Annotated in this window: 18 protein-coding genes; 6 read left to right on the top strand and 12 right to left on the bottom strand. The window is 45.0% G+C overall.

Translation table 11 applies throughout. From position 1 onward, the window contains the following. Positions 1-2 precede the first annotated feature (2 nt). Together RXX31_RS10440 and RXX31_RS10435 are read left to right on the top strand one after the other, a co-directional pair. On the top strand, positions 3-1406 hold the full coding sequence (locus RXX31_RS10440; RefSeq protein ID WP_317589204.1) for a DNA polymerase Y family protein: 1404 nt from the start codon (positions 3-5) through the stop codon (positions 1404-1406). A gap of 6 nt (positions 1407-1412) precedes the next feature. Continuing rightward, entirely contained in the window at positions 1413-4487 is a 3075-nt protein-coding gene (locus RXX31_RS10435; RefSeq protein WP_317589202.1) for an error-prone DNA polymerase, read from the top strand. A 100-nt stretch (positions 4488-4587) separates the two neighbouring features. Here RXX31_RS10435 and RXX31_RS10430 read toward each other — a convergent pair whose 3' ends face one another. Then, positions 4588-5805, bottom strand: coding sequence for an ROK family protein (locus RXX31_RS10430; protein WP_317589200.1), 1218 nt, complete (start codon positions 5803-5805; stop codon positions 4588-4590). Between the two features lie 360 nt (positions 5806-6165). On the opposite strand from RXX31_RS10430, the gene pyk reads away from it, so the two are divergent. Beyond that, on the top strand, positions 6166-7608 hold the full coding sequence (pyk, locus tag RXX31_RS10425; RefSeq protein WP_317589199.1) for a pyruvate kinase: 1443 nt from the start codon (positions 6166-6168) through the stop codon (positions 7606-7608). A gap of 69 nt (positions 7609-7677) precedes the next feature. Here the strand turns inward: pyk and RXX31_RS10420 are convergent, their stop codons facing one another. Both RXX31_RS10420 and RXX31_RS10415 read right to left on the bottom strand, forming a co-directional pair. Beyond that, complete coding sequence (locus RXX31_RS10420; RefSeq protein ID WP_317589197.1) at positions 7678-8835, bottom strand: patatin family protein; 1158 nt, start codon at positions 8833-8835, stop codon at positions 7678-7680. A 34-nt stretch (positions 8836-8869) separates the two neighbouring features. Next, positions 8870-8962 carry a YnhF family membrane protein gene (locus RXX31_RS10415; protein ID WP_317589195.1) on the bottom strand — a complete coding sequence of 31 codons (93 nt, stop codon included), beginning with the start codon at positions 8960-8962 and terminating at the stop codon, positions 8870-8872. A 127-nt stretch (positions 8963-9089) separates the two neighbouring features. Between RXX31_RS10415 and RXX31_RS10410 the strand changes: the two genes are divergently transcribed. The 3 genes from RXX31_RS10410 (at position 9090) to RXX31_RS10400 (ending at position 11706) form a co-directional block, all read left to right on the top strand. Beyond that, a complete protein-coding gene (locus RXX31_RS10410) occupies positions 9090-9680 on the top strand; it encodes a porin family protein (RefSeq protein WP_317589194.1) in 591 nt (196 codons plus the stop codon). 467 nt (positions 9681-10147) lie between these two features. Further along, positions 10148-11614, top strand: a complete 1467-nt coding sequence (locus RXX31_RS10405) for a sodium-dependent transporter (protein ID WP_317589193.1) — start codon at positions 10148-10150, stop codon at positions 11612-11614. Next, entirely contained in the window at positions 11611-11706 is a 96-nt protein-coding gene (locus RXX31_RS10400) for a MetS family NSS transporter small subunit (protein ID WP_264905316.1), read from the top strand. Before RXX31_RS10405 ends, RXX31_RS10400 begins: the two co-directional genes overlap by 4 nt. Before the next feature lie 85 nt (positions 11707-11791). Here RXX31_RS10400 and RXX31_RS10395 read toward each other — a convergent pair whose 3' ends face one another. The 9 genes from RXX31_RS10395 to pabC form a co-directional block, all read right to left on the bottom strand. Beyond that, positions 11792-12193, bottom strand: a complete 402-nt coding sequence (locus tag RXX31_RS10395) for a hypothetical protein (RefSeq protein ID WP_317589191.1) — start codon at positions 12191-12193, stop codon at positions 11792-11794. A 183-nt stretch (positions 12194-12376) separates the two neighbouring features. Beyond that, the gene (gene ptsG / locus RXX31_RS10390; protein WP_317589190.1) at positions 12377-13807 is read right to left on the bottom strand and encodes a PTS glucose transporter subunit IIBC; all 1431 of its coding nucleotides are present in this window, start codon (positions 13805-13807) and stop codon (positions 12377-12379) included. Positions 13808-14306: 499 nt separating this feature from the next. Next, complete coding sequence (locus RXX31_RS10385; protein WP_317589189.1) at positions 14307-14765, bottom strand: hypothetical protein; 459 nt, start codon at positions 14763-14765, stop codon at positions 14307-14309. Continuing rightward, complete coding sequence (locus RXX31_RS10380; RefSeq protein ID WP_317589187.1) at positions 14765-16381, bottom strand: PTS transporter subunit EIIC; 1617 nt, start codon at positions 16379-16381, stop codon at positions 14765-14767. The genes RXX31_RS10385 and RXX31_RS10380 overlap by 1 nt, the downstream gene beginning before the upstream one ends. A gap of 445 nt (positions 16382-16826) precedes the next feature. After that, positions 16827-17594 carry a YchF/TatD family DNA exonuclease gene (locus RXX31_RS10375; RefSeq protein ID WP_317589186.1) on the bottom strand — a complete coding sequence of 256 codons (768 nt, stop codon included), beginning with the start codon at positions 17592-17594 and terminating at the stop codon, positions 16827-16829. Next, a complete protein-coding gene (locus RXX31_RS10370) occupies positions 17585-18547 on the bottom strand; it encodes a DNA polymerase III subunit delta' (protein ID WP_317589185.1) in 963 nt (320 codons plus the stop codon). The genes RXX31_RS10375 and RXX31_RS10370 overlap by 10 nt, the downstream gene beginning before the upstream one ends. Positions 18548-18572: 25 nt before the next feature. Continuing rightward, the gene (tmk, locus tag RXX31_RS10365; RefSeq protein ID WP_317589183.1) at positions 18573-19205 is read right to left on the bottom strand and encodes a dTMP kinase; all 633 of its coding nucleotides are present in this window, start codon (positions 19203-19205) and stop codon (positions 18573-18575) included. Next, positions 19202-20218: an endolytic transglycosylase MltG gene (gene mltG / locus RXX31_RS10360; protein ID WP_317589181.1), complete on the bottom strand. Its 1017-nt coding sequence runs from the start codon at positions 20216-20218 to the stop codon at positions 19202-19204. Before mltG ends, tmk begins: the two co-directional genes overlap by 4 nt. Continuing rightward, positions 20215-21030: an aminodeoxychorismate lyase gene (gene pabC / locus RXX31_RS10355; protein WP_317589179.1), complete on the bottom strand. Its 816-nt coding sequence runs from the start codon at positions 21028-21030 to the stop codon at positions 20215-20217. Before pabC ends, mltG begins: the two co-directional genes overlap by 4 nt. Between the last annotated feature and the right edge of the window lie 94 nt (positions 21031-21124).

Below are 21124 nucleotides of genomic sequence, written 5' to 3'. Positions count from 1 at the left end.
AGATGTCTTTGTGGATTTACCTGCACTTTCCTCGCTTGCAACTGGACACCCTATTTGGTGACACTCAAGAGCAGCCAGTGGTGATTGTCGAAAACCAGCGCTGCCGAATCATTCAATACAATGACATTGCAGAGCAGCAAGGCATCAAGATCAATATGGGGCTGGGTAGTGCGGCGTCTTTATGCCGTGACTTGCAAGTGCACCCTTACCACCCAAAAACCGAGCAGAAGAAATTGCAGGAGGTTGCCCAGTGGCTGTACCTGATCACTTCTGATGTCGTGCTGATGCCAAATCAGGGGATCCTGCTACGCGCAACGCCCATGCTCAGTCTCTATGAGGGGCTGGATAACTACTGGCAAAAAGTTTCAACCCACCTCGCCACACTCAAGCTAAGTGTTCAGTTTGGCTGTGGGTTTTCCCCATTCGCAGCCAAACTCATGGCTCTGTCTGGAAGTAACCAGTTGCTTGACGACAAAGCGCGTATTCAGCAATCACTCTCCTGTTTGCCACTCACACTGACTGATTTACCCAAGGCAACGGTGGAGAAGTTACATCGTGTCGGTGTGAGTACCTTACAAAGCCTGCTTGAGCTGCCATTGCAGGACATCGCGCGACGTTTTGATATTGATCTCGTGAACTATGTCGGACGACTGACCGGACAATTTAAACACCCTGTCGACTTTTATCATCCTACGGAATCATTCCAGGTCTATTTGGAACTGCTATTTGAGCTCGAAAATGTTCAATGGGTCGAGAAGCCACTTGTGAAGTTACTTCGTCAACTCGAAACCTTTTTGAAGTTAAGAGATAAAGTCGCCTTTGAACTCCGTTTGACGCTCCACCAGCGAGATAAACAAGAGCAGCACCTTCAACTCACTTCCGCACAAGGGGACTACTTATGCCATCGCTGGCAGCAACTTGCTAGCTTGAGCCTTGAATCTCTCACGCTCAATGGCCCTGTGATTGGCCTGACGTTACAGGTCATTCGTCAGGGCGAGCCCGTCAGCAGTACATGCGATCTCTTTGCCGGGCAGAAAGGTCAGATGAACGATTTGGAACTGCTTTCTTTATTGCAGGCCAAACTGGGGAAGCATTCTGTGCTCAAGCCAGAGATTGCTTGTGACCCAAGGCCAGAAAAAGCCTGTCAGTATCGCCCGGCCGACGAACCTGATGTCACGATTACGTCCACTCCGCCATTACTGCGTCCGGCCATGCAGTTACCCACTCCGGTGCCACTTCAAGAACAGATTTCTCTGGTTCATGGTCCTGAGCGGATTGTCTCAGGATGGTGGGATGGCGATGAGATCATGCGCGATTACTACATTGCGCACACCAGACAAGGGCGCTGGTTATGGGTATTTCGCGATCAGCACAAACATTGGTTTCTTCATGGATTTTTTTGTTAAGTCGTTATGAGTTACGCAGAACTGTTTTGCCAGTCCAATTTCTCTTTTCTTACCGGGGCTTCTCATGCAGAAGAACTGGTGCTGCAAGCTGCTTTTTTCCGTTATCAGGCCATTGCGATCACCGATGAATGTTCCGTCGCAGGTGTTGTAAAAGCACACACCACGATCCAGCAACATAAGCTCGATATCAAACAAATCGTTGGCAGCATGTTTTGGCTCAATGATGAATGCCAAGTGGTCTTATTATGCCCATGCCGTAAAGCTTATGCAGAGCTATGCCGCATCATTACTAACGCAAGACGGCGCAGCGAAAAAGGCCGCTATCAACTTTCCGAATGGGATTTGATGTCGATTAAATATTGCTTTGTTCTGTGGTTACCGACTCACCAAAACAGCGATTTTTACTGGGGACGCTGGCTAAACCAGCACCATAGCAACCGCTTGTGGGTTGCTATCCAGCGTCACCTTGGTGGTGATGATGCAGCCTATACCAACCATTGTGAAAAGCTCGCCCATGAGCTGCAATTACCGATTACCGCATGTGGCGGTGTGCTCATGCATTCGGTCGAACGCCTGCCCTTACAACATGTGCTCACCGCAGTGAAACACGGTTGCAGCGTTGATCAGCTCGGTTTTGAACGGCTTTCCAATGCTGAACGTGCTTTACGACCACTCAATAAACTTTCCCGCGTCTACAAACCCGAGTGGCTCGCGCAGAGCAAACACATCGCTAATTTGTGTGAATTTAAACTGGACGAGTTGAGGTATGAATACCCAGCCGAGCTCATCCCCGACGGTTATACGCCAGACTCTTACCTGCGTACGTTAGTCGAAAACGGCAAGAAAAAACGTTTTCCTGAAGGTGTACCAAAGGACATTCAACAAACCATCGAGAATGAACTCGCGTTGATAAAAGATCTGAAGTACCACTACTACTTTTTAACCATTCACGACATGGTGATGTTTGCCAAAAAACAAGGCATTCTCTATCAGGGGCGTGGCTCTGCGGCAAACTCAGTGGTCTGCTATTGTCTGGAAATCACCTCAGTAGACCCAAGGCAAATCGCGGTGCTGTTCGAACGTTTTATCAGTAAAGAGCGAGATGAGCCGCCTGATATTGACGTCGACTTTGAGCATGAACGCCGAGAAGAAGTCATTCAATACATCTATAAAAAATACGGTCGTGAACGTGCTGCACTGGCTGCGACCGTCATCAGCTATCGCTTCAAAAGCGCCGTCAGAGAAGTCGGTAAAGCACTAGGGATAGAAGAAACCCAGCTGGATTTTTTCATCAAGAACGTGAATCGCCGCGATCGTAGCCAAGGCTGGCAGGCGCAGATTATTGAGCTCGGATTACACCCAGAGTCGCTTAAGGGACAGCAGTTTATTCAATTGGTGAACGAGATCATCGGCTTTCCTCGTCATCTGTCTCAACATGTCGGTGGCTTCGTGATTTCGTCCGGACCGCTATACGAGTTAGTTCCGATAGAGAACGCCGCGATGGAAGATCGCACCATTATTCAGTGGGACAAAGACGATTTAGAAAGCTTAAAACTGCTCAAGGTCGATGTACTCGCATTAGGCATGTTGAATGCGATCAGAAAGTGCTTTCAACTGGTGGAAAAACACCACCAGCGATCGCTTTCCATTGCTGAGATCACCCGGCTTCAGGATGATCCGCACGTTTATCACATGATCCAGAAAGCAGACACCGTCGGTGTGTTTCAAATCGAATCCAGGGCACAAATGAGCATGCTTCCTCGCTTAAAACCGGCCTGTTATTACGACTTAGTGATTCAAATTGCGATTGTGCGCCCGGGGCCAATTCAGGGCGATATGGTTCATCCCTTTCTCAAAAGACGAAACGGTGAAGAGCCTGTCAGCTACCCATCAGAAGAAGTGAAAAGTGTCTTAGCACGAACCATGGGGGTACCGATATTTCAGGAGCAGGTTATCAAACTCGCCATGGTCGCCGCTGGTTTTAGTGGCGGTGAGGCCGATCAACTACGCCGGGCAATGGCTGCCTGGAAAAAGAATGGCAACCTTGCCAAATTCAGACCTAAGCTTATCGATGGCATGCGTGAGCGAGGCTACGATTTAGCGTTTGCTGAACGTATCTTCGAACAGATTTGTGGTTTTGGCGAATACGGCTTCCCGGAGAGTCATTCTGCTTCATTTGCGGTGCTGGCCTATTGTTCGTCCTGGTTGAAATACTACTACCCTGCTGAATTTTATACGGCGCTATTGAACAGTCAGCCCATGGGGTTTTACAGCCCTTCCCAATTGGTGCAGGATGCTCGCCGCCATAGCATTGACGTCTTGCCTGTCTGTGTCAATCTGTCACGATATCAGCATCATCTTATCCCGCGCCCTAACGGACAACTAGGCGTGCAACTTGGCTTTCGCTTAGTGAAAGGACTTAGTGAGGAGAGCGCGAACCGGCTTATTGAGCATCGTCCTAAAAGCGGTTATCGCACCATTCAGGAAGTAAAGCAAATCTTGAGAAATCGCCGCGATATCGAACTGTTAGCGTCCGCGAATGCGTTCCAGACATTATCGGGCAATCGCTACAGTGCTCGTTGGGCGGCCATGGACTCCCTATCGGACTTGCCTTTATTTCATGATGTGCAAGAACCTGCTACCGGCTATCAACCCCAACCTTCTGAGTATGAAAATCTAATTGAAGATTATGCCAGTACCGGGCTTTCTCTCAATCGCCATCCTATTACTTTATTGGAGCAAGCGGGTAAGTTGCCGCGTTTTACCCGCATGCAAGAGTTAGTCGAGAAAGAACATAAATCACTGGTGACCGTGGTTGGCCTAGTGACCGGACGTCAATCACCCGGTACCGCCGCGGGGGTTACCTTTATCACTTTAGAGGACGATACTGGGAATATTAATGTTGTCGTTTGGAGCGCCACCGCCCGAGCTCAGAAGCAAGCTTATCTCACCTCAAAGGTCATGATGGTAAAGGGAATTTTAGAGAGAGAGGGAGAAGTCACGCACGTCATTGCTGGCAAACTGATTGATTGCACTCATCACTTAGCAGCGTTACAAAGCAAATCACGCGACTTTTACTAGTTGACTTTCGCAATAGGCAAAAATAAAAGACAAATAACAAAAAGGGATGAAAACTCTCGCTTCATCCCTTTCTATATGTCAGATGTAAATGAATACAGGGTTAACCCTCTACGACCTTCATCAATAACTGTCCGTCATACAGCGCTTGTTTTATCAGTGCTGCACCCGGCATTGTCGCTTGTTTGTAGAAACGTGACTCTACCAATTCCAGATCCTGGTGATAAACCGGTAAGCTCTGCTCTTCAATACAACGTCGAATCGCAGGGTAAAGAATCTCTTTCGCTTGGTTGATAACACCACCAATCAAAATCTTTTCCGGGTTAAACAGGTTAATCACAATCGCAATGGCCGAACCTAAATAACCACCTAGTTTTTCGATCACATCTACCGCCAGAGGATCACCGTTAGCAGCGGCTTCACATATGCTCTCGATCGTCATCTCTTCTTGTTCAGCGAGGCTGGATTCCTCACCATCAGCAATACGTTTGACGACTTCTTCACGGATAGCCTGCGAGCTTGCCACGGTTTCCAGACATCCAATATTGCCACAATGGCAGCGCTTACCATTAGGATCGATCTGGATATGACCTAGTTCACCAATATTGCCGTGGCGACCTTGCAAAACGCGACCATCGAGAATAATACCGGCCCCTAAACCATGGTGAATCGAAATCAGAACAGAGTTTTCATTCTCTTGAGAGTGGCCAAATAGCTTTTCAGCCAGTGCCCAGGCCCGCGTATCGTTAGCAATAAATACGGGCAGACCTGTCGCCTTATATATTTCAGGCCCCAGAGCTAAATTTTCTACGTTGTAATGAGGCATTTGCAACACGATGCCTTGCTCTGAGTTCACAAGACCAGGAAGCGTAATGGCGATACTAGTCACTCGATCTAACTGATCAGCGTAGGTTTGGAAAAACTCATCAATTTCGTAAAGTAAGCGTTCAAGAACATCGTCTTGATCGAGTTCGTGAATTTCGATTTTTGTATCAATTAACACATCGCCGCCAAGTTCATGTAGCGCGATCGTTAAATAGCCACGACCTAAACGCATCGACAGGAACTGCCAACCTTCATTGTTAACCTGCAAACCGACAGCGGGACGACCACGACTGGTCGCTTCTTGAACGGTAGTTTCATGAATCAAGTGTGCTGCAATTAATTCTCGAGTGATTTTGGTGATACTTGCTGGGGCAAGCTCACTTTGCTTGGACAAATCAATTCGAGATATTGGACCCTTTAAGTCAATTAGTTTGTATACCCGACCAGCATTGATCTGTTTGATATGATCAATATGGCCCGGTTGAGCCATGTACATTCTGCACTCCAAAATTCTATAACAAGGTAATTTTTTTACTTTGCGAACTAATTGTGAAGTGAATTAATAGATCCCCGTGACAAGCATCACGCAGAAACCTGTTTGTTTGTGTATTCAATCAAATAACGGAAAATTTACACCTGTTAAATTGAGTAAAAAGTAACTTATTTTTTTAGCCAAATTAGCAAGCCACTTCAGCCAAACGGCGATGCCTGAAAATGCAAAGCGATGATATGCACCTGGTCTATTTTTAAAGATGAGTAACTTTTTGCTCGTGTTCATCTTAACCACAGCATTCTGTGCATATACTTAATTAAATTCGAGTTACCTTGTCCCACACTAGCATTCTTCGGAGAATCTATGACATCCAAATTGAGAAGAACAAAAATCGTTACCACACTTGGGCCTTCAACTGATAAAGACAATGTACTTGAGGAGATAATCAAAGCTGGCGCTAACGTTGTGCGGCTGAACTTTTCACACGGTAGCAGCGAAGATCACATTCAACGTGCCAACAAAGTCCGTGCTATTGCCGCAAAACTAGGACGACAGGTTGCTATCTTAGGCGACTTACAGGGTCCAAAAATCCGCGTATCTACATTCAAAGATGGCAAAGTTATCCTCAATGTGGGTGACAAGTTCACCCTCGACAGCGACTTACCAAAAGGTGAAGGCAACCAAGAAACGGTCGGTTTAGACTACAAAGAATTACCACAAGACGTCGCACCTAATGATGTTCTGTTACTCGACGATGGCCGCGTTCAGTTACAAGTCACCAGCGTAGAAGGCAATAAAGTACATACTCGTGTCACGGTTGGTGGTGCTCTATCGAACAACAAAGGCATTAACAAAAAAGGCGGCGGATTATCCGCAGAAGCCTTAACGGAAAAAGATAAGGCAGACATTCTTACTGCCGCAGAAATCAAAGTCGATTATTTAGCGATATCTTTCCCACGTAATGGCGAAGATATGCACTATGCACGACGCTTAGCGCGAGATGCAGGCCTGGAAGCGAAATTGGTCGCCAAAGTTGAGCGCGCCGAAACAGTAGAGAGTAGTGAATCAATTGACGATATCATTATGGCCTCTGATGTGGTCATGGTCGCTCGCGGAGACTTAGGGGTAGAAATTGGAGACCCTGAGCTTATTGGTGTTCAGAAGAAGCTCATTCGTCGTGCCCGTAGCTTAAACCGTATCGTCATCACGGCAACCCAGATGATGGAGTCAATGATCACGAGCCCAATGCCCACCCGTGCCGAAGTCATGGACGTGGCAAACGCAGTATTAGATGGTACCGATGCGGTCATGTTGTCGGGAGAAACCGCAGCGGGTCAATACCCGGTTGAGACGGTTAAATCGATGGCTGAAGTCTGTATGGGCGCGGAAAAAATGTCTGAAGCCAGTCTTTCAACCTATCGCCTTGAGCGCTCCTTCGAAACCGCAGAAGAAACCATTGCTATGGCAACGATGTATTCTGCCAACCATATGGAAGGCATTAAGGCGATGATATCGTTAACTGAATCTGGCAGAACCGCTTTAATGATGTCTCGCCTAAGCTCGGGGTTACCTATTTTCGCTTTATCTAGAAATGAATCGACGCTGAATCGCGCCGCGTTGTATCGAGGTGTAACGCCTGTCTATTTCCACTCCAAAGGAGATGCAGGGCTACCAACCGCCCAGGCGGCTATTCGCTGTTTAAAAGATCAAGGGTTTCTAGATGATGGAGACTTGGTCATTATCACACAAGGTGATGTGATGGATGTCGTTGGTTCTACCAACTGTATGCGTATTATGCCTGCATAATATATCAGCACAAAAATCCAGGGCTCCAATCGGAGCCCTTTTAACTTTCATCTGAAACGAGTGAAAATACTAGGCGCTTTCTCGCCCACCTAAGTCGAGATCAATATTCAGTTGGTCATAAAGCTGAACGAAGTTATAACCTGCCTGCAACCCTAATTGATAGTCATGCTCTAACGCTTCGGGATCGCTCAACAAAGAAGAGGCACGAAGCGCTTCTCTGGGTGCGATCTGCAAAATAAAAGTATCATCCGGCGGCGTAGAGAGAAACGCTTGAGTAAGCTCAAATGTTTGATAATGGATCATCAGCATATCCGCTAAGCCAGAGTCAAAGTTTTCTCCAATAAGATGGCTTAATCGGTACAAGTTATCTGCCCCGAACAGCCAGCGTCCGCCATTTAACAGCATTTCGCCAGCCAGTTTAGATTGATGGGCAGTATTAATTTTCTGTTGGAAAAAAGAGGTCCAATCCGATTTCCACTGACTCACTTTTTGTTGCCAAGATTGCTGAACGGAATTTATTGACTCTCGATACCACTGAACAGGCGTGTCCCCGATTTCACTTTGTACTCTTGCTTCGGTTTCAGAATAAGGTTCAGTTCGGATAACAATAATATTGCGTGCATTCTGCCTCCATGCTTCCTGAACGGGGATAGACGCAGAAACACCGCCATCGACAAACTTATGCCCACCGACATCAACGGGGCCAAGATATAACTTAGGAATTGCGCAGGTTGCTAACATGGTTTGAAACCACGCATCGCCCAACATGGGAAGATACTGATCGGAAAGCGTCTCGACATTGGTAACCGCCGCGAAAGCACCTCTCGTTCCCAGTGCTTTACGCCCCATATCGAGGTCCAGTTTGTAGGGGAAATCCTGAATTCTTTCCAGCGCCCATTCCAGCCCCAAATATTGCTGCTTACGAATGTAACGAAAAAGGTTAAAAAACTCAGGCGAGGTGGTCAATTCGGTAATAAACGCCTTGCCCATCCCATGCTGACGGCATAAATAAGGGCAAAGGTTTAGAGCACCTGCTGAAGTACCATAGAATTCATCGAAGGGATCAAAATTGGAAAGTAAGAAAGCATCAAGCACTCCAGCGGTAAAAATTCCTCTCTGCCCTCCTCCTTGCGTCACAAGGGCAGTCTTGCCATGCCTGAAATGTTCGTAAACATTGATATCGAGCTCAGTATGGCTATCTGTAATTATACCGCTGTTACGTATCATCGGCTTACGCCTTCTAAATAAAGCTAAACTTAGATTAAGCCGACGTAATCGCAATAATTCCGTATGACAAGATAACTGCGAAGACTGCGGCAACGATGATGAGTGCGGATTTGAGATCGTGTTCCATAGACACCTCCATAAACTGTAACAAATTAATAACACCAGTGTGGAATATGTTCAAGATTTGCTTGGTTTGTTCGCACAGTTTTGACTCATCCATCACAATTAGCGTAGGTATAATAAGGAGATAGGTCATGAGGAATAAATTCGGCTACTTAGTTGGAAGTATCTTGATGAGTATTGCTGTTAACGCCCAAGCAAATATCACTGTTACGCCATTTATTGGCTATACCGCGGGTGGTCAGGTAGAAGATGAAAGTGCCAATACTTACGATATCGACGCGGCAGCAAACTATGCTCTGGCGATAGAAACCCCTTTTCTCAACGGTAAAGTGGGTCTTTTTTACTCTTATCAACCAACCGAGCTGAAGGAATTGTCAAACTCAGCAGACATTCATTACCTGCAGTTTCAAAGTAGTCTCTCCTACCCTATCGCTCAAGGCTGGCAAACATACGCAGGATTGGGGATCGGCGGGTCCTATAATGACGTTGACTGGGCAGATAAAAAGGTTGGTTTTTCTGCAAGCGCATTTGCGGGGATTGAATATGAGTACACAAAAGCATTTGCTCTGACCGCTCAGCTCCGTTGGCTGGGTACCGTTGTTGATAATGACACGTCGGGTGCCTGTACATTACCGTCTGATGGTTCCAACTGCGTCATCAAGTATGACACGGATTGGATGAACCAATTTCAATCCAATGTCGGAATTAGTTTTCGCTTTTAACTGCAACACATTGACGAAACATCTTCTAGGTGGTGTACAAAAGCTAGACATACCCCCTAAACAATCAAAATAGTCCTTATAACCAACCTTTAGGCTATATAGTAGTGATTTATTTTGAACTTAACCTTATTCAGTGAAAATAAAATCCATGAAAGGCAAATTTAACCAGATTATAACCAGACAAAATACTATTATTAACATTTAGAATCTGTTGCGCTTGTCATTATTAGAAGTTAGTCTGAATAGTGAAAACAGATAAATATTTCAGTTTTATCAAACACACATCAACAATTTAAGAGTTAAACTCTATATTCTTTCATGTAAAGCAGAATAAAAAACGGCAAATCAATAACAACTTAGAATTTAGGTCATAAAAACTGACGGATAGCAGTTTCCCTAACTTTTAAAAAATTGCCCTGATTTACTGAAAGAGCTTCATTCCTTAGGGAGTTGTACAGGAGTCAAATATGAAGCGAGAACAATGGGGATCCCGCGCTGGATTCATCTTAGCGGCGGTAGGATCTGCTATCGGTCTGGGTAACATCTGGCGTTTCCCTTATATGGCCTATGAAAATGGTGGTGGCGCATTTTTTATTCCTTACCTTTTTGCCATGATCACTGCTGGTATTCCATTCATGATCTTAGAGTTCAGTATGGGTCAAAAATACCGTGGCTCAGCACCAAAAACACTAGCAAAGATTCATTCGAAATTTGAATGGCTTGGTTGGTTTCAGGTGGGTGTCGCAGCAGTCATCGCCGTCTACTATGTTGCCGTAATTGGTTGGTCTATTTCTTACTTTGGTTTGTCGTTCAGCCAAGGTTGGGGAGCTGATACGAATACATTTTTCTTCAGTGAATACTTGAAGTTAGGTGACAATTCACCAACAAATCTAGGTAGCATCCAATGGAAAATTGCGCTGTCTATGGTGATCGCTTGGGCAATCACGTATGTTGCGATTGCGAGTGGCGTTAAATCGGGAATCGAACGTGCATCTAAGATCATGATGCCAGTTCTGTTCTTCATGGTGCTGTTCCTTATCGGGCGTATGGTGTTCTTACCAGGTGCACTTGACGGCGTGAACTACATGTTCGAACCGGACTTCAGCAAAATTTGGGATGTAAAAGTTTGGGCAGCCGCTTATGGCCAGATCTTCTTTACCCTAAGTATCGGCTTTGCCATTATGCTGGCCTACTCTAGCTACTTGCCAGAAAAGTCAGACATCACGAACAATGCGTTTATGACGGTATTGATTAACTGTGGTTTCTCTATCCTTTCCGGCATCATGATCTTCTCTGTATTGGGCTACATGGCTCAAGAGCAAGGTCAACCGCTAACAGAGGTGGTATCCGCTGGTGTTGGTCTTGCGTTTGTAACGTTACCTGCGGCAATTAACCTATTGCCAGCACCTTATATTCTTGGTCCACTGTTCTTCTTTGCTTTGGTTGTCGCTGGTTTAAGCTCTCATATTTCAATCATGGAAGCCGTCACCTCAGCAATTATCGACAAATTAAACTGGACTCGTAAGAAAGCGGCAAACGTTGTGATCGGTACTGGTTTTGTTGTATCCATGGCATTCGCAACCAACGGTGGATTGTTACTGCTTGATCTGGTAGATCACTTTGCAAACAACGTAGGTATCATGGTCGGTGGTTTGATCGAAATCGTATTGATGGCATGGCTATTAAACCGCGTTGCAGAAGTTCGCGGCTACGTAAACGAACGCTCTGATTTCTCTATTGGTCAATGGTTTGAAATCTGCTTACGCTTCATCACACCAATCATGCTAGGAGTCATTTTAGCAACCAAACTTTATGCTCTATTTACTGACGGCTACGGTGGTTACGATTTGACATTAGGCTGGGCATTAATTGCTGCGCTATTTATCTTCGGGCTATTAATTAACGCTGTAAACCGCAAGGAGACAACAAAATGACAACCAGCGCAATCATCATGATGGTTCTTGGCTTAGGAATTACTTGGGGTGGTGCAGCCATTTGCATCAAGCGAGCAATGAATAAGCAATAACCCTTGTTACCAACAATAAAAATGCCGGCTACTGAGCCGGCATTTTCATATGCTATTTCTGACCACGTACTTACTGTGATTAGTATTAGAAGCTGTACTTCACGCCAACTGCACCGCCAACCTGTAAATCTACACCTTTGTAAAGGTCGAGCTCGGGATGAAGCTGAGCGTACACGTCCCAACCCTGGGATAGATCCCAATTGACACCTAGTGGTACACGCACACCGAATTCATCGTCCCATTCATACCAGCCACCAACTCCGACATACCAAGTGACCGGAACATTTTGATCGAACGTACCGCGCTTGGCAATGTAGTCAAAAGCCATACCGTCGTTCCCAATAATCCCACGGTAAGTATTATCAACCTCTACAACAACGCTCAGTTGTTGATCGACTGCCATACCAACCGCTAAATCAGAAGGTTCATTAGCCGCCATCGCAGCGCTAGACATCAGTCCCGCTGCCAGTATTAATTTCATCTTCATAAACGTTATCAATTCTTAAAAAAACATCGTGCATAATTCAAACACGACAGGATTTTATTATGTCAATGATGGGTAAGAAGGATGTATGGAAACACGCAAAAAAGTTAAGATGAGTTTAACGTCACACGAATATGAAAAAGGAGGCCGAAGCCTCCTTGTCTGAACTGTCATGGACAACTGAGATTAGCCGTGGTTACGAATCCACTCATCCATTTCTGTTTTTAAGTTATCAGACTTAGTACCGAAGATAGCCTGAACACCACCAGCCACAACAACAACACCTGCTGCACCTAGCTGTTTCAATTTATCTTGGTCAACAGCTGCAGTATCAGCAACCGCGACACGTAGACGCGTGATACATGCATCTAAACCAGTGATATTCGCTTTGCCACCGAATGCAGCGACTAGTTCACCACCCATGTCTGAACCAGACGTTGCCGCAGCACTTTCAGATTCATCTTCACGGCCCGGTGTTTTTAGGTCAAGAGCAGTGATAACTGCACGGAACACAACGTAGTAGATAACCGCGTAAACCAGACCGACACCAATCATCAGAACCATCTTTTGAGCATTACCAGACAACACTAAGAAGTCGATAAGGCCATGAGAGAAAGAAGTACCGTGTACAAAACCTAGCGTGTTCGAAACAACGTATGCAGAACCAGCTAGTAGTGCGTGGATTCCGTATAGTAGCGGAGCAACGAATAGGAAAGAGAACTCGATTGGCTCAGTGATACCAGTCAGGAATGATGTTAATGCAGCTGATGCCATGATACCCAGAACTTTCGCTCGGTTTTCAGGCTTAGCACAATGAGCAATAGCAATCGCAGCTGCTGGTAGACCGAACATTTTGAACATGTAACCACCCGCTAGCTGACCGAAGCCATTACCCGCTGCACGAGACGCTTCATCAGCAACAAGGTAACAAGTTAGTACACCGTTCTGAGCTTGACCTGCAGCGTTTACACATTTACCTGCTTCGAAGAAGAAAGGTACGTTCCAAACGTGGTGTAGGCCAAATGGAATTAGAGAACGCTCTACGATACCGTAGATACCAAATGCCAATTGTGGGTTTTGATCCGCAGCCCAGTGAGAGAACGCACTGATACCACTACCGATTGGCGGCCAGATTACAGAAAGGATAACACCTAGAATAATCGCACCGAAACCAGTGATGATTGGCACAGCACGTTTACCTGCAAAGAAACCAAGGTATTCAGGCAACTGGATTTTGAAGAAACGGTTGAATGCCCAAGCAGCAAGTCCACCACTTAAAATACCACCTAGTACACCAGTATCGATTTTTTCAACACCCATGACACCAGCCATTACACCTAGTGTCGCGGTCATGATGCCGTAACCAACGATTGCAGCCAGACCCGCCACACCGTCGTTATTTGTGAAGCCTAGCGCAACACCGACAGCAAATAGCAAGGCCATTTGGCCAAATACAGAACCACCAGCCTGTTCCATTAGGTTAGAAACAATCTCTGGAATGAAACTCAGATGGGCAGCACCAACACCCAGAAGAATACCTGCGACCGGCAATACTGATACTGGAAGCATCAGTGATTTACCGACTTTTTGCAGGTTAGCAAAAAGGTTTTTGAACATGTTCAAGCTCCTGATAAGTATATAAGTATTATTTGGGTACTAACGGCCACCCCCCGTAGCCTAAATGTTAGCACCCAATTAAGATGTAACCACAAATCGAGTATATTTTATGGTTCAAAATATATTATTGATGACCTTCAAAGTTCGAAAACAATAATTCTTTACAGATCACGAAAACAACAAATTAACTGGTGAATTTCTCTGGTAAATGAGCGTAAGTCATATTTGTGATCGACCATTTCTTGTTAACTACAAAACCATTAACTTTCATAAACATACAAAACATAGTGGTTACAACACCACAACGAAAACCGAATCCAAGCATCATCTTATTTATAAAGTGATGAAAAATTCTAACAGAAGCATAGGCGAGAAATGGCTCTTACGAGAATAAATTGAGCGATAAGAGTAGATTGGAAGTTGAAGAATAGTCAATTTGGTAGTTTAAGAATGTAAAAAAGCCCGCTAAATAATAGCGGGCTTGAATTAGAAAGTTTGATTACTTCTGAGCTTGCTGAGCATGCACCTCATGTAAAGGTTCTCTCTCATACATATAAAACTGTATTGCCGAGTAAGCGGCATAAAGTCCCAACGTTGCAAGGAAATAAACAATTTTTTCTCTTTCTCGAGATAAATACGATGACAAATCAAGCTGTTCAATCCCGCGACTGTTCTCTACTTGAAGCAGGTACTTACCTAGTGACTTGTTTATCATTTTATAACAAACAGTACAGTACCCGAGGTAGATGCCGATATAGGTCAACAGCATAATCACCACTGTTGCCAACAAAACCGGCAGAGCAATATCATCATTTAATGATAAGCCCGTTACCTTGTCGCCCCATAAACTAGACACGAGAAGAGCAAAAACAGACAGAGCGACCTGAGTAAACATCTTAGCTATCATCAGGTCGATAACGAAGGCGCCTGTTCGACGAAATTTGTCACCAATACTCATTATTTACCAAGTAGTGAGTTAATTTGAGCTTTGTAACCAGCTGCTTCAGCACCGTAAATAGCCTGAATACCAGTGTCGCCAACTTTCACCAGACCACGAGCACCAAGCTCTTGAGTCCAGTAATCGTTTTCTTTTACTTCAGCACCATTCTTAACGGTAATACGTAGGCGAGTAATACAAGCATCAACGTCAACGATGTTATCAGCACCGCCTAGCGCTTCAATCATGTCTTTTGCTTTTTGGTTGTCGCCAGCGCCGCCTTTTGCTGCGTGGTAATCTTTCTTAGAAACCACCGCTACAGCACTACCTTTACGACCTGGAGTTTTAACGTCGAACTTAACGATAAACCAACGGAAAACAAAGAAGTAAACAAATGCGTATGCGATACCAACTAGAGGGATGAAGTACCAGTTGTTTTCAACACCCGTTACACCTGGAAGAATACCAAATAGCGAGAAGTCAATGAAACCACCACTAAATGTCATACCAACTTTAACATTCAGCATATCCATCAGCATGAACGAAATACCAGCCAATGGCACGTGAATCGCGTAGTAAAGCGCTGGAGATAGGAATAGGAATGTAAATTCAATTGGCTCTGTGATACCAGTTAGGAATGCAGTTAGCGCAACTGAGAACAGTAGACCACCCGCTGCTTTCTTGTTTTCCGCATCCGCTAATGAGTACATAGCGTATGCAGCTGCTGGCAAACCAAACATCATGAACGGGAATTTACCAGTCATGAAGTTAGTAGAAGTAAACTGAGAGAAATCACCAGACGCTAGAGATGCGAAGAATACGTTTTGTGTACCTTTGATCACTTCACCAGCAACCTCTGCTGTCGCACCAATTTCTGTCTGCCATAGTGGCAAGTAGAATACGTGGTGTAGACCGACAGGAATTAGAGAACGTTCAATAACACCGAAGATGAAAGAAGCAATGTAGCCGTGGCCAGATGCTGTCATTTCACCTAGTGCCGCACCGATAGCACCGAATGCTGCACCAAAGAATGGCCAGATGAAAGTCAGAACGATACCGTAGAAAAGCGCAGCGAACGCACTGATGATAGGAACAAAACGAGCACCACCGAAGAAACCTAGGTAGTCAGGCAGTTTTGCATCGTGGTATTTGTTATGAAGAACAACTGTGATAGCACCAGCAATCAAACCACCGAATACACCCATACTTAGCGTATTAGAAATACCTAGCGTATCCGCTAATACACCAGCGTATTCACTACCCATCAGGATAACGGTATTCGCGTCAGTGTTGATCATGTTCGCAACAACTAGCGTTTTAGCGATAGCGACATTCATAACCAAGTAAGAGATAAGAGCAGCTAGTGCAGCAGCACCTTTCTCAGCACGTGCGAAACCAACAGCAATCGCTAGCGCAAACATTACAGGAAGGTTTGCGAATACAATACCGCCAGCGGCAGTCATAACTTGTAGGAAGCTGTTTAACAGACTTCCGTCTTGAAGCACACCGATATTGTACGCTTCGATCATTGTTGGGTTAGTAAAACTACCCCCGATACCCAACATGATACCCGCAGCTGGTAGCAAAGCGATGGGCAGCATAATGGATTGCGAAAGTTTACTAAAGAAACCTTTCATTAGTTTTGCTCCTGATAGAATTTTTAGAATAGTTAGAGGACTAGCGGCACACCCCCGCAGCCTGAATGCTAGCCTCTAAAGAAAATAACAAGCGGACGCTATATATTTTCCAGCTCTAAATATATCGCGTAATTGGTACCGGTTTCTAGCGGATGCTGGAGTTTAGTTTCAAAGTAATAGACAGATCACAGTATAAAACCCTTCAAGTAATGGATTGCATCGACATTAAGCTGTTGTTTTTAAACAAATTAATAAATAACAAGATTAATTTTAAAGGGTAAATAAAATAGGGCTCATTGTTACTTTTTATCACAAAATAAACTTAGATTAATTTGACAACACAAAACCAACAAATTTAGTTAACTAATCATAACTTCATGCGGAAATCGTTTCTTAGGTAAGAAAAAAGGAGCAAGCGCTCCTTTTTTAATCGAAATCTTTTTATCTATCGTAAAAAAAGATTTCTGAAGTTTTCGGTCGTTTTTTGCGCGACCTCTGAAAGAGAAGCGCCTTTGAGTTGCGCGATGTAAGCCGCCACTTCAACGACATAAGCAGGTTGGTTCTCTTTGCCTCGGTGGGGAACCGGTGCTAGATAAGGCGAATCTGTCTCGATAAGTAATTTGTCCAAAGGAAGTGTTTTGACCACCTCTTTAAGTTCTGTTGCCTGGCGAAACGTTACGATCCCTGAAATAGAGATGTAAAACCCTAAATCCAGCGCCGCCTCAGCAAATGCGAGATCCTCTGTAAAGCAGTGAATCACACCACCACACTTCTCTGTACCACCGCTACGCAGAATATCTAACGTATCAGCACGTGCATTTCTTGTATGGATAATCAGTGGCTTGTTAAGATCGACAGCCAGTTCCACATGCTGCTCAAAACGTTCTTTCTGTAATGCAGCAGTATCTGGCTTGTAGTGATAATCCAGACCCGTTTCACCAATAGCGACAACCCTGTCATGTGAAGCATACTTTTGCAGCGTATCTAGTGAAAATGCGCTTTCTACATCCAACGGATGCACACCACACGAGGCGTAAACATTCTCATAAGGTGTAATCATTTCCATCATATTTTCAAAGGAATCCAACGTAACTCCAACAGAGAGCAGCTCTGTCACATTGGCCTGCTTTGCTTTGTTAATAACGTCTTCCACGTTGGTGTGGAGATCGTCGTAATTCAATTTGTCTAAGTGACAATGCGAATCTACGAACATAATGCCTCTCGTGATTCAATTAACCAATTCATTGATAATAGCTCAAGGTTTAAGCCCGGAAATGCTTGTAGTTGAGCCTTGATGTCCATCAGCTGCTTCGCTGATGAATATAAACCGTTGTAGTTTTTGTGCTGAAGCTGATGAGCGCCAGGTAAAATATCACCTTCAGAAACGCCAAACTGAACCTTCTGCGCATCAGTAAGAAGATACCAGGCCCAATTGATTGCGTTTTCGGGATGCTTCGCCATATAAGAAACACAGGGTGATAGATCGGCCACAACAGATGACATAGCGTCTATGAAATCGTGTTCGAATGTCAAATACTCTTCCAGTTGACCACTATTTTTTGCCTCCAGCGTTTTTATAGGCGATCCGCTATTAAGTTTTAATGCATAAGCAGGAAGATCGGATGCCCCGTTCTCTCTCAGCCACTGCATGGCTTGCTCAGTTGATGGTGGGCTAACGACCCACTGCTGGCATCGACTGCGTATCGTTGGCAGTAAGCGCTCTTGATTAGGCGTGACAAGTAAGAACAGACACTTCTCGCCTGGCTCTTCTAACGTCTTTAACAATGCGTTAGACGCCGACTCATTCATCATGTCCGCCGGTTCAATAACAAATAAGCGATAACCGTTGAGTTGTGATGACTCATGCGCAAGGCGATTACAAGCCCGGATCTGATCAACCGTTATTGCTTTGCCCTCTTTCTCTGGTTTAACCCAGTGCAAGTCTGGATGACTGTGCGATTGAACAAGCTGACAGCTATGGCAAAAACCACAAGCTTCACTGCTGTAATTCTGACAAAGAAGGGCATGACTGAAACGCTCAACAAGCTGTTCTGCAGCCAACCCTGGCGCACTTTGTATCAGCAAAGCGCCAGGAATTCGGTTTGAGTCTAATCCTGCCTTGAGGTTACCCCAAACCGGGGAGAGCCATGGAAAATCGTTAAACATGAGTTATCTAAATCCTCGTTCGCGATTATTGATACGATAACCACTCATTTAAAGCCTGTTGAATATCCTGAGACACTTTCTCGATCGACTGCTCAGCATTGATCACCACAACAGAGGGATCATTGTTGGCAATCTCCAAGTATCGTTCACGAGTACGCTCAAAGAAACTAATGTCCATCTTCTCAATACGGTCAAGCTCACCGCGACCACGAGCACGTTCCAGACCAATTCGAGGGTCGATATCCATATAAAGCGTCAGAGCCGGTTTAAAATCACCGAGAGTGGTGTTACGAAGATTTTTCATTAATGATGCATCGATCTGACGACCACCACCCTGATAAGCCTGAGAAGACATATCATGACGATCACCAACAACCCACTGTCCCTTCGCTAACGCTGGCTTTATGACGTTCTCTACAAGTTGAACACGTGCCGCATAAAGAAGCAGTAACTCTGTCATATCCTTAAGTTCTTCACCCTCGTGTTCTTCTTTGACTAATGCTCGCATTTTCTCTGCCAGTGGCGTACCACCAGGTTCACGAGTATTAACAATATCGTGGATACCCGCGGATTTGAGTGTCTCCAACACGGTTTGAATGGCCGTACTTTTACCCGCGCCTTCCAGGCCCTCTATGACAATAAAGTTTGCTTTCATCATTTGTTCTTTCTTAGTTCTCTTAAATAGGCTCGTACGGCACGATTATGCTCGGCAAGGGACTTGCTGAATACATGTCCACCCTTGCCGCTTGCAACAAAGTATAAATAGTTACTCGCTTCCGGGTTCAGAGCCGCCACTATTGAGGCCTCTCCTGCCATTGCAATTGGCGTTGGTGGTAATCCATTAATAACATACGTATTGTATGGCGTTGGAGTGCGCAGATCCTTTTTACGAATATTGCCGTCGTACGCATCGCCCATTCCATAAATAACCGTTGGATCGGTTTGCAGACGCATTCGCTTATTCAGGCGATTGACGAACACCGATGCAACTCGCTCACGCTCCGAATCAATCGCGGTCTCTTTTTCGATGATAGAAGCCAAAATCAACGCTTGATACTTATCTTGAAGAGGTAGCTTTTCCTGACGTAATTCCCACTGAGCATCAATGATGCTATTTAACTTCTGATGCGCGCGCTTGAGCAGCTGGCTCTCGGGAGTGCCGGCGGTGTAGTGATAGGTTTCAGCCAGAAAGAGTCCTTCTAACTTTTCACGTTCAATACCCAGCTTAGCAGCCATCTCTTTTTCAGATAGCGCGGTCAAATCATGGTCGACGTAAGGTGCCTCTTTGAGCAACTCTACCCACTCAGAAAAACGACTGCCTTCGACAAAAGTAATCGCGAACTGATGTTCTTTTCCTGTATTTAGATGCTCCAACGCTTGATAGAGCGACAGGTTAGGCTCGAGCTGATAAGTACCCGCCCTAACTTGCACGAGTTCAGGATAAAGGCGTGGAATGAAACGAGTATAATCAGAAGACTCGATAACTTGTGCGTTCACCAAGTCGCGAATTACCTGATGAAAGCTCGTGCCAGTTTCTACTGTAAATAGCTGAGGTTGCTCGAGTAGAATCGGCTTATTCACATATTGCTTCGCCTGTGAAACAACATAAAAAACACCTGCTGCGCCAATCAAAGCAATCAGCACAACAACAGCCAGCAGTTTTTTAATCACGTAGTTAGATTTCCTTGCAGTCGTTGAGTCAGTTTTCCTATCGGAAAGTCAACCTTTTGGTTTGGTGTTGCAATACTCGTCACCGGAGCTACACCTAACAATGAATTGCACATCCATACTTCGTCCGCGTCGAGCAGATCAGAAAGTTGGAACGTGTCTACCTTTACGTTAATGCTATTCGCTACGCAAAATTCAAGCACCTTTCGACGCATGACACCGGCAACACCAGACACACTTAAATCTGGCGTATAAACACTATTATCTTTAACCCAAAAAAGGTTGGCCATTGTAGTTTCAATGACATGATTTTGCACATTTAACGTTACTGCATCAGCAAAATCAGTGCCTTCAATTTCGGCTTTGGCCAGAATTTGCTCTAAACGATTATTGTGCTTGTGTCCCGCAAGCAGAGGCTGAATCCCTAATCTCGTTTCACACACACCAAGGCTGACACCATTAGTTTGCCAGTCGGCGTAATGACCAGGGAAAGGGAAGTTAGAAATGGTCACCGTTGGGCCTTCTATCCCATTTGGACTGTATCCACGCCCACCAGTACCGCGGCTGATATGTATCTTCACACCAGCGTAATCATCTGACATGGCAGCATCAGCAGCCCACTCAAAAACGGCTTGCCAATCGGGGAAAGGAATGTGTAACGCTTTGAGACAGGCTTCCATTCTTGCAATATGTTCAGGCCAGAGCACCAACTCTCCCTTCTTAGTCAGGATGGTCGTGAAACAACCGTCTCCATATTGAAAGGAACGATCGCTTAGTGAGACATGTGTTTGTGGAATTCCATTTACCCAAAACATTCGGCTACCTTTAAAATTGCGGCTATCAGATAAAACAAAACGGCTCAATGCTAAGCATCGAGCCGTTAGAATACAAGTTCCATTATCTAAATAA

The sequence above is a fragment of the Vibrio sp. EA2 genome, from assembly GCF_033042495.1.
Taxonomy (GTDB): Bacteria; Pseudomonadota; Gammaproteobacteria; order Enterobacterales; family Vibrionaceae; genus Vibrio.
The sequence above is the reverse complement of the archived record's forward strand: the minus strand, read 5'-3'. Positions and strand labels throughout refer to the sequence as shown.

Coding starts and splice junctions, on each gene's coding strand:
- RXX31_RS10440 (WP_317589204.1), top strand. CDS start 3: ATGTCTTTGTGGATTTACCTGCACTTTCCTCGCTTGCAACTGGACACC.
- RXX31_RS10435 (WP_317589202.1), top strand. CDS start 1,413: ATGAGTTACGCAGAACTGTTTTGCCAGTCCAATTTCTCTTTTCTTACC.
- RXX31_RS10430 (WP_317589200.1), bottom strand. CDS start 5,805: ATGTACATGGCTCAACCGGGCCATATTGATCATATCAAACAGATCAAT.
- pyk (WP_317589199.1), top strand. CDS start 6,166: ATGACATCCAAATTGAGAAGAACAAAAATCGTTACCACACTTGGGCCT.
- RXX31_RS10420 (WP_317589197.1), bottom strand. CDS start 8,835: ATGATACGTAACAGCGGTATAATTACAGATAGCCATACTGAGCTCGAT.
- RXX31_RS10415 (WP_317589195.1), bottom strand. CDS start 8,962: ATGGAACACGATCTCAAATCCGCACTCATCATCGTTGCCGCAGTCTTC.
- RXX31_RS10410 (WP_317589194.1), top strand. CDS start 9,090: ATGAGGAATAAATTCGGCTACTTAGTTGGAAGTATCTTGATGAGTATT.
- RXX31_RS10405 (WP_317589193.1), top strand. CDS start 10,148: ATGAAGCGAGAACAATGGGGATCCCGCGCTGGATTCATCTTAGCGGCG.
- RXX31_RS10400 (WP_264905316.1), top strand. CDS start 11,611: ATGACAACCAGCGCAATCATCATGATGGTTCTTGGCTTAGGAATTACT.
- RXX31_RS10395 (WP_317589191.1), bottom strand. CDS start 12,193: ATGAAGATGAAATTAATACTGGCAGCGGGACTGATGTCTAGCGCTGCG.
- ptsG (WP_317589190.1), bottom strand. CDS start 13,807: ATGTTCAAAAACCTTTTTGCTAACCTGCAAAAAGTCGGTAAATCACTG.
- RXX31_RS10385 (WP_317589189.1), bottom strand. CDS start 14,765: ATGAGTATTGGTGACAAATTTCGTCGAACAGGCGCCTTCGTTATCGAC.
- RXX31_RS10380 (WP_317589187.1), bottom strand. CDS start 16,381: ATGAAAGGTTTCTTTAGTAAACTTTCGCAATCCATTATGCTGCCCATC.
- RXX31_RS10375 (WP_317589186.1), bottom strand. CDS start 17,594: ATGTTCGTAGATTCGCATTGTCACTTAGACAAATTGAATTACGACGAT.
- RXX31_RS10370 (WP_317589185.1), bottom strand. CDS start 18,547: ATGTTTAACGATTTTCCATGGCTCTCCCCGGTTTGGGGTAACCTCAAG.
- tmk (WP_317589183.1), bottom strand. CDS start 19,205: ATGATGAAAGCAAACTTTATTGTCATAGAGGGCCTGGAAGGCGCGGGT.
- pabC (WP_317589179.1), bottom strand. CDS start 21,030: ATGTTTTGGGTAAATGGAATTCCACAAACACATGTCTCACTAAGCGAT.